Below are 14,507 nucleotides of genomic sequence, written 5' to 3'. Positions count from 1 at the left end.
ATTTTTAACCAAACAAACATCAGAAAATATCATAAGGATATAATATGACTCGTCAAACCATTCAAACCGATAAAGCACCTGCGGCCGTTGGCACCTATTCACAAGCGGTAAAAGTGGGTAATACTGTTTATATTTCAGGTCAGCTAGGTTTTGATCCTGACACTATGGAGCTAAAAGAAGGTTTTGAAGCGCAAGCCAAGCAAGTATTTGAAAACATCAAAGCCATTTGTGAAGCTGCAGGTGGCAGCTTAAATGATGTGGTCAAATTCAACGTCTCGTTGACCGATTTAAATGACTTTGCTGCACTAAACGAAGTGTTTGTCGCTAACTTAAGCGAGCCATACCCTGCCCGCGCAGCTGTACAAGTTGCCGCGCTACCTAAAGGCGGTGTGGTTGAAATTGAATCTATTATGTATATTGAATAAAACAGTAGAGCTTAATTAAGCTCTACTGTTTTATGTTCAATGATAATAAGCTTAGCATCATGCTAAGCTTATTAGTCTCCATCTATTTGTATTTTAATCTTTCTTCCTAATCCCCATTCACCTGATAAGACTGCGAAGCCCTTTTATGTTGCTACAAGTTGCGCTACCCGTTCCCCTTTATCGGGTATTTGACTACAGCTTGCCAGCAGATAGCAGCGCTTTGCCAAACGGCACTTCATCTCATATACCGCCTATTGGTAGCCGTATCGAAGTATCCTTTGGTCGTCAAACCTTAATCGGTATCGTTATTGCTCATATTGCTGCAGCGGATAGCGACGTACCTGTTAATAAGATCAAACCTATTAATAAATGCTTGGATGCTGAGCCTATTTTGGATGCCAGTATGCTAAAAATGGCGCATTGGCTGGCGCGCTATTATCACTATCCGCTCGGTGACGTCTTGGCCGTCATGTTGCCAACGCTCGTTCGTCAAGGTAAGCCGCTGGATTTACTGATTACCCATTGGCGAATTTTGCCGCATGTAAGCGACGACGACTTTCGCGCCAATGCAAAAAAGCAGAAGCAACAATTTGATATGCTCAAATTACATGGCGAGCATGGCGCTAGTGAAGACATTCTGCTCTTAGAAGGGATGCAGCGCAGTTTTTTAAAAGCGCTAGAAGAAAAAGGTCTTATCGAACGCTATATTCAAAGCAAACAAGCACCTGCTCCTGTTAAATTAGCAACCATGCCGCTCGACCTTAATGAAGAGCAACAGCTTGCCGTTGCCGTGATTATTGCTGCTCATGAAGCCAAGCAATATACGGGGTTTTTATTAAACGGCATTACCGGTAGTGGTAAGACCGAAGTCTACTTGCAGGCGATGCAAGCGGTATTAGAAGCTGGCAAGCAAGTTTTGATTTTGGTGCCAGAGATTGGCTTGACGCCACAGACGCGCGCGCGTTTTGCCAGTCGCTTTGCCGCTCATATTGTCTTATTGCATTCAGGTATGAACAATACCCATCGCCTGCAAGGCTGGCAAGATTGCCGTACCGGTCATGCGCAAATCATTATCGGAACGCGCTCAGCGGTGCTTTATCCCTTTGCAAATTTAGGCTTAATTGTCGTGGATGAAGCGCATGATGGCTCTTATAAACAGCAAGATACGTTGCGCTATCATGCTGCTGATGTCGCGCTTTATCGCGGACTACAAGCCAATGTCCCCGTTGTGCTTGGTACTGCTACGCCTTCTCTTGAGCACCTAAAACTGGTCGATGACGGTAAGCTGGTAGAGTGTCAACTGCAAACTCGACCTGGCAATGCCAAACTTGCCACCATGCAGCTGATTGATGCGCGCCTGCAAAGCACTCATCAACAAACGACGGCCGCAGGTGCACACTATGATACTGGTCTGACCGATGCGCTTATTGGCGCAATACAGCAAACACTAGAAGCTGGCGATCAAGTATTAATATTTTTAAATCGTCGCGGCTATGCGCCAGTTTTGCTATGCGAAGCTTGCGGCTGGCAAGCAGATTGTCCGCGCTGTGATGCGCATTTAACCGTTCATTATAATAGCCAATCTCAATCTAATTCCTACTCAAGCAGCTCATATTTAAAATGCCACCACTGCGATTGGCAAGCCTATATTCCAACGGTTTGCCCTGATTGTGGCAGTCAAAATTTGAATACCAAAGGGATGGGTACCACAAGGCTCAGCGAAAACCTGCATGCGATTTTTGCTAATCCGCAAACCAGTAAAGAGCTGTATCCCATTATCCAAATCGATCGCGATACCACCAGACGTAAAGACAGCTGGGAGAATATCTATCAACGTATCAATGAAGGCACTCCTGCCATCTTAGTTGGTACGCAGATGGTTGCCAAAGGTCATCATTTTCCCAATGTCACCTTGGTCTGCTTGCCCAATGCCGATCGTGGCTTTTTATCAGCTGATTTTCGCTCGCCAGAACATACCGCACAGCTTATGATTCAAGTAGCTGGACGTGCCGGTCGCGGTGATAAATCGGGGCGCGTACTGATTCAAACACTACAACCCGATAATGAGCTGTTATTAAAACTGGTAAAAGATGGCTATCTATCGTTTGCGCGTAAGCTGTTGCAAGAGCGCAAAATGATGGGGCTACCGCCTCATAGCCACGCCGCACTAATACGCTGCGAAGGTAAAACCCTTGCGGCTACTACTCAAGCCCTTAAAGATGCTATTGCCATTTTGCCTAATGGGCATAATCTTGCCGTCCTCGGTCCTATCGATGCGCCGATGAGTAAAAAGAACAGTCGCTACCACGTGCAGTTACTGCTGTTAGGCAAAGATAGACAGCAATTACATCGGGTATTAAATCATTGGTGGCAGCCCGTCCTTGCTTTGCCAAGCGCTAAATATCTGAAGCTAACCTTGGATATTGACCCTGTTGGCTGGTGACATACAATTCCTAACCATGATTCTTTAACTAGAATTATTACACTATGGCTCACTGTGACTAACCCATGCTATTCAAAATCGGTAATTCATCGTTTACCGCCTAGATACAGCAAGCATTTATTAAATATGCTAAATTATTTATATCTGTCTGGTTTGTATACAGCAACCACAGCTTTACAAATAATCAATCTTATCTTTTATCATCCTGAGTGTTGTTATGAATCAAAACCACCCAAAACCTGAAAAACATGACCATTCTCATGAGGAGGATGCGGCTGATAACCATAAGCACGGTCAAAAGGATGAAGAAGGTCATTATAGTAAGGACAGTTATACTGACGATAATCAAGACAATCATGACCACGATGAACACCTGGAACAGACGGTTGCACCACGCGATACCAAAGGCTATCAGCGTACCTTGCTATTTAGTTTTATCATTATTACTGCCTATATGTTTGTCGAAGCCATCGGCGGCTGGCTCACTGGTAGTTTGGCGCTGCTGTCTGATGCTGGTCATATGCTCAGTGACGCCGTGGCCCTTGGCGCGACGTTAATGGCATTTAAAATTGGTGAAAAAGCCGCCACCCATCAAAAAACCTTTGGTTATAAACGCTTTGAGATTTTAGTGGCGACGGTCAATGGTGCGACGCTGGTTATTATTGCCATCATGATTTTTTATGAGGCGATTAAGCGCTTTAATTCGCCGCCTGAGATTGCGACCCAAGGTATGCTTATCGTTGCTACCATTGGTATGTTGGTCAATATTTTAGTCGCTTGGCTGATGCACCGCGGCAGTCGCGGCGGAGATGCGCATGGTCACAGTCATGCTGGCAGTAACAAGGACAGTCAAGGGAAAAATGAGAGTAAAGCACCGGTCAATCTGAATATGCAAAGTGCTTATTTGCATGTCTTGAGCGATTTGATGGGATCCGTTGCCGCTATCGTTGCTGCGCTTTTGATGATGAGTTTTGGCTGGGTTTGGGCGGATGCGGCGGCCTCGGTGATTGTCGCCATATTGATTTTATTTAGTGGTTACCGCGTCGTCCGCGATTCGGTACATATCTTGATGGAAGGCACACCAGAGGGCATATCGCTGGTGGAGGTCGAGGACAAACTGCTTGCCCATCCACAAGTACGCCAAGTCCATGACCTGCATGTTTGGAGTATCACCAGTGGTCTCAACGCCCTATCATGTCACGTGGTCGTCGATGGCGAAATGAGTATTTATGAGTCTAGCATCTTGATTACCAATTTAGAGAAAAGCCTCCTTGAACTTGATATTCACCACGCGACCATTCAAGTTGAAAGCTTAGCGCATCCGCAAAATAAGACGCATAGCGATGCCTTAGTTTGCGATATCTCACAGCAGCCGACTGATGCTAACAGTCATATTGGTCACAACCATTAAGCATATGACATTAATAATAAAATATGGATCATTAGACATTAAAACCAAATGTTAAAACGCTATCCTTCATGCAATTATCAATTAATACGTCGCCTATCTGGTTGTCAGTTATGAGCGACGTTTTATCAATTAGCGTTTTATAAAGTAACTCTTTATAAAGTGCTGGCCATAACGCAGCACCAGCCAAATTATCCAAAGTGCTGTTATTAGCCAAATACCTAATCCCAATCCTAACAACATCATGCGAATCCAAAAATCTAGCGCGCCGCCCAGAATGTTTGGCAGATAAGCCGGTCCCATATTGGAAGCAAGCAATAACCAAAATCCAAATAACAGCGCCAGTCCTACACCAACAATCCCTAAAATTATTTTGCCAAAGATGCTTAATAAGCCACGCCAATTATCGTAAATCAACGAAGAAGGTAAATGACGATTCATAAAGAATCTCCTAAAAAGTGGCTTAAAAAAGATAAATAAAAAATCTTTATTGCAAATAAGCTTATATCACGCAGATTTTTATCATTGTAAGAGCATGTTAAAAATAATGGAAAATTTGGCCGCGCCGCCATATTTTTCATATAAATTCTGTATACTTAGGGCTTAAAACCCTTATTCATAATCAATTGATGACCTTTTGCCATGTCGAGACGCTCCGCTCCTTTCGTTGCTCCAAGCTACATTGATGACCCTATCTCAAGCGAGGGTAAAAAGCATGCCAAGGCATTGTTATCAACGCTGCAAGAAGATATTGCCAGCTTTCGAGACGAGCAGTTTCCGCCTGACATTTTGCGTCAAATTCGTGATATGCCGATTTATGAAGGCAATTTAGCCGAAGTCCAAGCCTATCAGCAGCGTTGGCATAATCTGCTTGAGCGTGCGATGGCGTTTTATCCGGCGGCCAACCTACCGCCTGATTATCTGCCGCTACCAGCCAGCCTTGAGATACCGCAATTTATCTACCATGTGCAAAGACTCCATCTAACCAAGACCCGTGCCAAAGAATCCAAAAGCTTTGGATCGGTCGGTGCGCTTACTGATAAATGTGGCGATTACAGCGCTGATGAAATTGCGCTTATGAGCGCCGTATTTGATAATGATGATGAAGCGCGTTTGGTGGCGCATCGTGAATTTATTGATTTGCGTGCGTATGTATTTTGCCGTGATAGCAAGGGCGAGATGCTAGAGCCTGAGCGCGTACGCTTTTATCGAACGGGGCTTATTGTTCATGCGCTGCCCGATTTTAAAATCGTCGACAGTCGACAGACACCGCGTAAGCGCCGTAACGATGCTTATAGTAATCCGCTGGCAGATAATGGCGTGTGGAAGATTTACCATAAGAAATAAACGATGTTCAAAATTTTTTGATTATTGATCTACCCCGTTGTACTGCTGATTTTATCGTTACTGCTAAGGATTCCAGATGCTCGCTGCCGCCGCCGGCTCACCAAATTTAATGTTACAAGCTACCATCTTCTTGGGAGCAGCCCTGCTCTTTGTACCCCTTGGTAAACGTTTTGGCATCGCGACGGTTTTAGGTTATCTCATCACAGGATTGATATTAGGCCCCAGTGGTTTAGATGTTGCAGGCGATGCAGAAAGCTTATTACACTTTTCTGAGTTTGGCGTGGTCATGCTGTTGTTTATTATCGGCCTTGAGCTACAACCTTCGCGATTATGGGCGCTACGGCGTTCAATATTCGTCCTTGGTGGTTTACAAGTCGGTCTGACCGGCACGCTATTAATGTGGCTATTACATCAGTTTTTTGCCTTGCCACTTGATACTGCTTTTATCGTCGGGTTTGGTCTGGCCCTATCATCGACTGCTTTTGTGCTACAAATACTGACAGAAAAACAGCAGCTTTCAAGTACCCACGGCCGTGAAGCCTTTACGATTTTATTATTCCAAGATATTGCCGTTATCCCTTTATTAGCTGTCATTCCGTTTTTGTCAGGGGTGCGCGAACAGAGCTACGATTTGATTTATTTTGGTAAAGTTTTTGCCGTCTTCGCCGGACTCATCTTTGCCAGCCGTTATATCATTCGACCTTTCTTTAAATTTGTGGCATCTAGTGGCGCATCAGAACTCTTAACCGCAGTCGCTTTATTTATCGTCATGGGCGTGTCTATTTTGATGGGGCAAATCGGTCTATCGATGGCATTAGGCGCTTTTTTAACCGGCGTATTGCTGGCGGATTCTGAGTATCGTCATGAGTTAGAAGCCAGTATCGAGCCTTTTAAAGGGCTGCTGCTAGGGCTGTTTTTTATGTCGGTCGGGATGCTTACCGATGTCAAACTCATCTTAGCAAAGCCTGTGTTTATCATCGGCTGTGCCATGGCATTGATGGTGATTAAATTCGGTGTTATTACCGCCATTGCCAAAATATCAGGCAATCGCTGGCCAACCAGCATTAGATTGGGCGTGACCCTTGCTCAAGGTGGTGAGTTTGCTTTTGTCTTATTTAGTGTTGCTACGGCGCAAAATGTGTTGCGTCCTGAGCTTGCCAATACTTTAAATCTTATCGTCACCATTTCTATGGCACTGACGCCACTGGCATTTTTACTCTTAGAAAAAATCGGTGAGCCAATATTTGCTAAAAGCAAACCAAGCCGCGAGTACGATGCCATTCCTGATCATGAGCATCAGGTGATTATTGCCGGTTTTGGGCGCGTTGGTCAGATTATTGGTCGTGTGCTGCGTATGCATAATATCGAATTTACCGCCATTGAACGCTCGGCAAATCGCGTCGATTTCGTGCGTAAGTTTGGTAACCAAGTCTATTATGGCGATCCAAAAAACCCCGAGATATTACGCGCTGCCGGCATTAAAAAAGCGCGCGTCTTTATTCTCGCCATCGATGATTTAGAGCGTTCTATCACTACCGCCCAATATTTGCGTAAAAACTATCCTGATATGATTGTCTTAGCACGCGCCCGTGACCGCCAGCACTATTATCGCCTGCGTGAAGTCGGTGTGCGTCATATTTGGCGGGAAACCTATTTATCATCTTTAGATATGTCGCGCGAATCATTACAATTACTCGGTATTTCACCAGAAAAGGCGCGCGAAACGGTACAGACTTTCCGTGATTATGATGATGATTTGATAGAACGTCAGCAAGCCATTTATGGTGATGAAGCTAGCATGATTGAGTCAGCACAGTCAGCGATGGCAGAGCTTGAAAGCTTATTTGATGAGGATATCGATAAAGCCCGTAAAATGGATTTGACTGATTTTTATGAGGCCTTAAAGAGCCAAGCGATACCAGTGGATGATAAAGATGATCTGGCCACTGACTCTAAACCTTAAGTGTCAAAAACTTTTAGTTCTCATTACAACCTTTAGGCGCCTGTCTTTTATTTAATGAGGTCATACAGTTCCAATTATCGCTATCGGGCACATGATAAAAGACCAGCGTCTGCTCATTTAAGTAGCGAATCGGGAACTTAACGTTCTGGATGGTAGCTAGGACTGCGCAGTCTGTTGCTGGCACGCCCGCGGCTTTGGTATCAATATCGATATGTACCTGCTTTGTGCCCATATCTAAAGTAAGATTACTAGGACACTGCCCTGTTTTCCGATATGCCAGTGCCACACGATTTTGCGCAGTTTTAGCCGTATCGTAAGCATCAAACAATACTTCATTTTCTTTAGGCTTAGCGACAATGGGTAAAAACTGCACCTTTATTACCATTAAAGCAAAGGCAAAAAACCCAAAGCCCAAGCCCAAGCCAAATAAGCTAACCCCACCTTCTTTTTTTAAATGCGCTTTTTGTGCTGCCTCATCGCGTGGATAGTCATTGATAGAATCAGCAATCTCACGCCTTGCCATACGGTAATAATAAGCGTCCGTCCAGCGTGCAACCATGACCGACCAAAACAGCCATATCAGTGCCGCAATAACGATACGTATGCCCATCTGATAAGCATCGGTAATATAAGGCATCGCCACAAATTCAAACGCTACTAACACCAACGCTACATTAAGCTGAATAAACGACCAACCTGCGACGCTGTAAACAATCGCATCCATATAACGCTTACGATACAGCAGCCAAGGAAAAGTGACAAAAAATGCGGCCCAATGCCATTTTGGCGACAGATATCCTTGCTTATCAAACGCCTCAAAGCGCTTAAGATAATATGACTGGCTACGCTGACTGATAAACCATTTATCAAGCTGCTGACGCTTTTCAGGCGTTAGCTGTTCTTGATAAAAAGGGGGCGGCGAATCTGTCTCGATAAATAACATGGCAGTCTGCTCTATAGATTCTCAAAAATACAGTATCAAAGATATATTATATGATAACGCCAAAAGCCAGTTATAGAAAACCCATATATATGCAATCTTTATAAAGAAAAATCGTCTATGGCCTTGTATACCCTAGAGAAACCGTAGTGATACATAGAATATATGGCAAACTTACTAAAAGTGGATTGTCCGTTCACACTAGTCACGATTTCACTTATAATGAAGCAACTTTACCCACCTAATTAAGCCTTGTTAATCCTATGAGTCAACATCCTGATATCAATGACAACATCAATGGTGCTAATACTACTGATGAGCAAAACCCTAATAGCCTTAACCCTATGAACCCTGAAACTCACGCTATAACTGATACTGTAACTAGCATGGATGCCGATACTAGCAGCCAGAATGAGCATGTAACGGACAAACATATTCGTATCGTTAATACCTTTATGAAACGCCGTACGCATATGAATAAAAATGCCGAACTGGCACTGACTGCGCCAGAGTTTGCGCATTATTTAGCCAATAACAGTTTTGGTGATGGCAATCTTGATGGCATTAACGATTTGCGCGCGTTATTCGCAGATAGCCTTAACGGCAGTGACGCGCCCCTTACGGTAGAGATTGGTTTTGGCTTGGGTGATTCATTTATCGAGATGGCCGCTGCTGAGCCGACGCGCAATTTCGTTGGTGTCGAAGTCCATGAGCCAGGTATCGGTAAATGCGCTTATATGGCAGGTACGCAAGGTTTAACCAACGTTAAAATCATTAACGGTGATGCTATTCAATTGCTGAAACAGCTACCAGAAAACCATATTGATCGTATCCAGCTTTACTTCCCTGACCCATGGCAAAAAAAGCGCCATTATAAACGCCGATTTGTCAGTCCTGAGCGCATGGCGATTGTCACGCGCAGCTTAAAGCAAGGCGGCTGGTTCCATACGGCGACTGACTGGGAGCATTATGCCTTTTGGATGGTTGAAGTGTTGGATGGTTTTGTAGGGCTGACCAATCAAGCAGGCGCCGGTAATTTCACCGACCGTCCTGACTTTCGTCCAATGACCAAGTTTGAGCGCCGCGGTTTAGAGCGCGGACATGGTGTTTGGGATTTAATCTATATCAAAGACTAATCTCGATAGCACTACCCTAGCGATATTGCCCTATAGCGGCTAAGATACTGAAAAAGTACTTAGCCGTTTTTTTGTGGCTGAATATCTCTCCTGCCCTACTTTATCTGTTGATATATAAGGCGTCGCGCGTTGTGCTAGCTACTTTTAAATCGTTAAAGCCTTTAAATGCGTGCTCTATATCCACTAGATACCCGCTAGCAATATGTGAAACATAGGCATTAGACAGCAATTTTATGACTAAATTTAAAGTTGCAAAAACAGAAATAGCCTATATTTGGCTTGCATGCAATATTTCATATCTGCGCAAACATTGATAGCATAAGGGCTTCGTGAGTTCTCCCCATAAGCTGTGGATAACCCTGTGTATAAGTCGCCACTTGACAAGTATTTCCCTAGGCAGCTTAAAGGGTTAGGTAAAATCGTTCATTTTTTGTACAATTTTTAAAACATTTAAAATCAACTACTTAGACAAAATTTGAAAGCAAAGTAATATATTTTTAAAATTTTTAAAATAAATTTAACCGTTATGGATGTTTCACAAGCACTCAATAAAAACACCTTTTTTATTGTGGACAACTCATAAATATATTGACAAATGACCCTATCATCAAGTTCGAAACTGAAAGTTAAAATAAGCCTGTTTTATAAATATTCGAATAGAACATCATACGACACTCACTGTCGTTTAGCCTCTTAGCACCCTCAATATTGGCCTTGGATTTTGTTATAATTGCCTTATCTAATCAACAGTGATATAAAACAGATTAGCTTAAAAAATATGTGAAAATCACGTGTTAACTGAGCTCACTGCTATTATCATGCTTACTTACTAGCAAAATTTATGAACTTTTTTTTGCTTTTCTCATTATTGAATTTTACTGTATAGTAGGGTGATATATTCGATATCACCGTCTGAAACCTAATATTTGTAGCCACTTCAACTTTGCTTGAAAACATCTCTTACTGACGACTGAGCCTGTAAGCTACCCCATTGAGCAAGTGGTTTGTGACGAGCAGTTCTAAATAATCAGCACACTTATTATTAATAACAAGGAGTCCTATATGGACGAAAATAAAGCCAAAGCCCTCAAAGCAGCCCTTGGTCAAATCGAAAAGCAGTTTGGTAAAAATACCATCATGCACCTAGGCGATGACTCAGCCATTATGGACGTAGATGTAGTATCAACAGGCTCATTGGGTCTAGATATTGCGCTTGGCATTGGCGGTTTACCAAAAGGCCGTATCGTTGAGATTTACGGTCCAGAAAGCTCGGGTAAAACTACCATGACCTTGCAAGCAATTGCAGAATGCCAAAAGCAAGGCGGTGTCTGCGCCTTCATCGATGCTGAGCATGCACTAGATCCAGTTTATGCGCGCAAGCTTGGCGTCAATACTGATGACCTACTGCTCTCTCAGCCTGATAATGGTGAGCAAGCGCTTGAAATCACCGACATGCTAGTGCGTTCTGGGGCGGTTGATATGATTGTCATTGATTCCGTGGCTGCGTTGACGCCGCGCGCGGAGATTGAAGGCGAGATGGGCGACTCACACATGGGTCTGCAAGCACGTCTAATGAGCCAAGCGCTACGTAAAATTACCGGTAACGCCAAACGCTCAAATTGTATGGTGGTGTTTATTAACCAAATTCGTATGAAAATTGGTGTGATGTTCGGTAGCCCTGAGACCACAACTGGTGGTAACGCGCTTAAGTTCTACGCCTCGGTACGTATGGATATCCGCCGTATCGGTGCGGTTAAAAACGGTGATGAAATCATCGGTAACCAAACCCGTGTTAAAGTCATCAAAAACAAGATGGCACCACCTTTCCGTCAGGCTGAATTTGAAATTACTTATGGCGAAGGTACCAACCATTTAGCAGAAGTGATTGACTTGGGTGTTGAGATTGGTGCAGTGGGCAAAGCTGGCTCTTGGTATAGCTATGGCGATGAAAAAATCGGTCAAGGTAAAGCCAATTCTGTGCTGTTCTTAAAAGAAAACCCTGCGATTGCACAGGAAATCGAAGCCAAAATCCGTGAGGAAAAGCTTGGGTCGAAAAAGACCGCTAAAGCCACAGATATTAACGAAGCCAATGAAGAGCTGGCTTCTGAACCTGTACAGTAGCGGCTTACTTATTCACCGTTATCAATGATCATGACTTGTTATGAAAATTAAAACCTTAGCTGAAATACTCGCTGAATCGGACGCCGATTCAGCGAGTAGCCCTAACATCAAAGCAAAAAAACCTATCAAATCTTCTGAATCTGTCAAACATTCTCAGCATTCCTATCAAGATAAGCCTAAAAAAATAGCTAAGACGCGCAAGCATTCAACCTACTCTAGTGAAGATTATTCGTTATCTGATGACTATGGCTTTGAGGTAGAACCAGTTGACGCTCACTCTTCTACTAACAAAAATCCTTCTAAATCCAAGAAACGTAAAAAGCGTTTTCATCCTGCGGTTAACTTTATCCCTGAGCTTAGTGATGTGCCTGCTTATCAGCCTCCAGAAGCTCAAAGTATTAAGCAGATGCTCGCTGAAGTTAAGAATAACGTTCATGACAATCCTATAAACAGTGACAAGCATCAAAAAGAGTTTGCTGAAAGCCATCAAGCAGACCTCGACAACCTACCTTCTGCGCTCAAAGCGTATTTACGCACTCCTGAACAGAAACAAGCGGAAATTGACGCTATCAAAGCGGAAAGCCGCTTACGTTGGTTAGCATTTTATTATTTATCACGCCGTGAATACGGTAAGGCTGAGCTTAAGCAAAAGCTGCTTGATAAAGAGCAAGACCCAGACAAAATCGATGCCCTTCTCGATGAGTTTGAAGAAAAAGGTTATCAAAGCGATTACCGCACTACTCTTATGCTTATACGTGAAAATATCCGCAAAGGGCGCGGACGCGGGCGTATCAAGCAGGAGTTTTATCGTAAAAAAATTGCTATGCCCGGTAATATCGATGAGCTTATTGATATGGCGAATGCCGAATCAGAAGAATTTAGCGAGTTTATAGATGACAGCGCCGATAATTTAGTTGAAGGCATTGACTGGCTAAAACTGGCAGTCAGCGCACGCACCAAAAAATACGGCGATGATATACCGACTGAACAAAAAGACAAAGCACGCCAGCTACGGTTTTTACAATATCGCGGCTTTAATACCGATATTTGCTTTGAAGCGCTAAATTATACTCTGGAGACTTTAGATGAGCGCTTTTAGCTCGTTTAAGCGATCATTATTAACCATTAATAATAACCAAGCAGCTTCCACCAAACCAAGCCTGCGCCAATCCATACGACCAAATTAACCACACTCATAATGGCACCAATACTCCACCACTCTCCTAATGTCACATAGCCTGAGTTAAAAATAACAGGCGCAGTACCGGTTGCATAATGGGTAAGCGTCATCATGATATTACCGGCTGCCGCTAAAATAAGCGCATATAACATCGGCGGTGCGCCTAAGCTTAATCCGACCGCATAAAAAGCGGCAAACAGCGCGGTAATATGCGCGGTGGTACTGGCAAAGAAATAATGAATATAGAGATATACCAAAGTCAAAATAACCACAGCACCAACCCAACCGACTCCTATCATGCCAATCATTGATTCGATGTTGCCTGAGAACCAGCTAATGAGACCGAGTTTATTAAGGTATGATGCCATCATAATCAGAGCACCAAACCAAATAATGGTATCCCATGCCGATTTTTCTTTGAGCACATCATCCCAAGTTAAAACACCAGTCAGTATCAAGGTCGTCAAACCTATAAACGCGGTAGTAGTGGCATCAACACTTAACTGTTCACCAAAAATCAGCGCTGGAATATTGGCCCATAATATCAGCATCAGTGCAAAGACACCCAACATGATTTTTTCATGCAAACTTACCTGCCCCATCTCAGTTAGATTGTCTGTAGCAAACTTTTTCGCATCAGGCGTTACCTTAACATCGGGCGGATAAATCAGATAAATCACCAGTGGCATTAATAATAAACACAACATTCCTGGTATGAACATAGCCACTGCCCACGTCGTCCATGACAGCTGAATCTCACTACCTGTTGCCTTATTGACCAAATCCACCACCAATGGATTTGGTGCAGTGGCGGTAATAAACATGCCCGACGTAATCGGATTTGCATGGTAGTTAACCATAGCTAAGTAGCGGCCAATTTTATTTTGAGTGCCCTCTTCTGGCGTCGAATGAAAGCTTTGCGCAATCGACTTCATAATTGGGTGAATAATACCGCCGCCTCGAGCGGTATTAGAAGGCGTAATAGGCGCTATCATCAGCTCTGCAGCGGTTAAAGAATACGCAACCCCGATGGTTTTTTTACCAAAAATAGAGATAAAATAATACGCGATACGCCGACCTAAACCCGTTTTAATCAAGCCACGCGATATCATCACGGCGATACCGATCAGCCAAATCAGAGGACTTGAGTAGCTTGATAAAGCATCAGCGATGGCTTCTTTTGGACTCTCATTGGTCACCCCAGTAAGCGCCACCAAGGTGACGGCAATAATGGCAATCGCGCCGATGGGTAACACCTTACCAATGATAGCGACAATAGTAGCAATAAATAAAGCCAGCATATGCCACGCTTCGGGTGTGACTCCATTTGGTACCGGAATAACAAACCAGATGATTAAACCAACTACAATGGCAATCGCTGCTTGAATAGGTTTAAATGGCATGAGAAATATATCCTTATGAATGCTTATAAAATCACACAATCATGTCGTATGAAATGCTATCGAAATAGTAACTGCGATAGGGAAAACACATGGGTCATATGAACATCTTATAAGATATATATAACCATTTTTTTATTGTTG

Annotated in this window: 11 protein-coding genes; 8 read left to right on the top strand and 3 right to left on the bottom strand. The window is 43.5% G+C overall.

The window, feature by feature from the left end:
• Positions 1 to 44 precede the first annotated feature (44 nt).
• The 3 genes from FHS24_RS07810 to FHS24_RS07800 all read left to right on the top strand — a co-directional run bounded on the left by FHS24_RS07810 (position 45) and on the right by FHS24_RS07800 (position 4,279).
• Positions 45 to 425, top strand: coding sequence for a RidA family protein (locus FHS24_RS07810; RefSeq protein ID WP_183620424.1), 381 nt, complete (start codon positions 45 to 47; stop codon positions 423 to 425).
• A gap of 145 nt (positions 426 to 570) precedes the next feature.
• Positions 571 to 2,868: a primosomal protein N' gene (locus tag FHS24_RS07805; protein ID WP_183620423.1), complete on the top strand. Its 2,298-nt coding sequence runs from the start codon at positions 571 to 573 to the stop codon at positions 2,866 to 2,868.
• Between the two features lie 217 nt (positions 2,869 to 3,085).
• Positions 3,086 to 4,279, top strand: a complete 1,194-nt coding sequence (locus FHS24_RS07800; protein ID WP_183620421.1) for a cation diffusion facilitator family transporter — start codon at positions 3,086 to 3,088, stop codon at positions 4,277 to 4,279.
• A 129-nt stretch (positions 4,280 to 4,408) separates the two neighbouring features.
• Here the strand turns inward: FHS24_RS07800 and FHS24_RS07795 are convergent, their stop codons facing one another.
• Entirely contained in the window at positions 4,409 to 4,717 is a 309-nt protein-coding gene (locus FHS24_RS07795) for a hypothetical protein (protein ID WP_183620419.1), read from the bottom strand.
• A 201-nt stretch (positions 4,718 to 4,918) separates the two neighbouring features.
• On the opposite strand from FHS24_RS07795, the gene FHS24_RS07790 reads away from it, so the two are divergent.
• Positions 4,919 to 5,623 carry a hypothetical protein gene (locus tag FHS24_RS07790; protein ID WP_183620417.1) on the top strand — a complete coding sequence of 235 codons (705 nt, stop codon included), beginning with the start codon at positions 4,919 to 4,921 and terminating at the stop codon, positions 5,621 to 5,623.
• A gap of 76 nt (positions 5,624 to 5,699) precedes the next feature.
• On the top strand, positions 5,700 to 7,586 hold the full coding sequence (locus FHS24_RS07785; RefSeq protein ID WP_183620415.1) for a monovalent cation:proton antiporter-2 (CPA2) family protein: 1,887 nt from the start codon (positions 5,700 to 5,702) through the stop codon (positions 7,584 to 7,586).
• 13 nt (positions 7,587 to 7,599) lie between these two features.
• On the opposite strand, the gene FHS24_RS07780 is transcribed toward FHS24_RS07785, so the two are convergent.
• A complete protein-coding gene (locus FHS24_RS07780; RefSeq protein WP_183620413.1) occupies positions 7,600 to 8,529 on the bottom strand; it encodes a DUF2628 domain-containing protein in 930 nt (309 codons plus the stop codon).
• 260 nt (positions 8,530 to 8,789) lie between these two features.
• Between FHS24_RS07780 and trmB the strand changes: the two genes are divergently transcribed.
• The 3 genes from trmB to FHS24_RS07765 all read left to right on the top strand — a co-directional run bounded on the left by trmB (position 8,790) and on the right by FHS24_RS07765 (position 12,882).
• Positions 8,790 to 9,662, top strand: coding sequence for a tRNA (guanosine(46)-N7)-methyltransferase TrmB (trmB, locus tag FHS24_RS07775; protein ID WP_183620411.1), 873 nt, complete (start codon positions 8,790 to 8,792; stop codon positions 9,660 to 9,662).
• A 1,062-nt stretch (positions 9,663 to 10,724) separates the two neighbouring features.
• On the top strand, positions 10,725 to 11,783 hold the full coding sequence (recA, locus tag FHS24_RS07770) for a recombinase RecA (RefSeq protein ID WP_183620409.1): 1,059 nt from the start codon (positions 10,725 to 10,727) through the stop codon (positions 11,781 to 11,783).
• Positions 11,784 to 11,823: 40 nt separating this feature from the next.
• On the top strand, positions 11,824 to 12,882 hold the full coding sequence (locus tag FHS24_RS07765) for a regulatory protein RecX (RefSeq protein ID WP_183620407.1): 1,059 nt from the start codon (positions 11,824 to 11,826) through the stop codon (positions 12,880 to 12,882).
• 26 nt (positions 12,883 to 12,908) lie between these two features.
• Here the strand turns inward: FHS24_RS07765 and FHS24_RS07760 are convergent, their stop codons facing one another.
• Entirely contained in the window at positions 12,909 to 14,366 is a 1,458-nt protein-coding gene (locus FHS24_RS07760) for an anion permease (RefSeq protein WP_183620405.1), read from the bottom strand.
• Positions 14,367 to 14,507 lie beyond the last annotated feature (141 nt).

The organism is Psychrobacter luti (genome assembly GCF_014192115.1).
In the GTDB taxonomy this organism is placed as follows: domain Bacteria; phylum Pseudomonadota; class Gammaproteobacteria; order Pseudomonadales; family Moraxellaceae; genus Psychrobacter; species Psychrobacter luti.
Note: the sequence above shows the minus strand (reverse complement) of the source record. Positions and strands in the feature narration are given on the sequence as shown.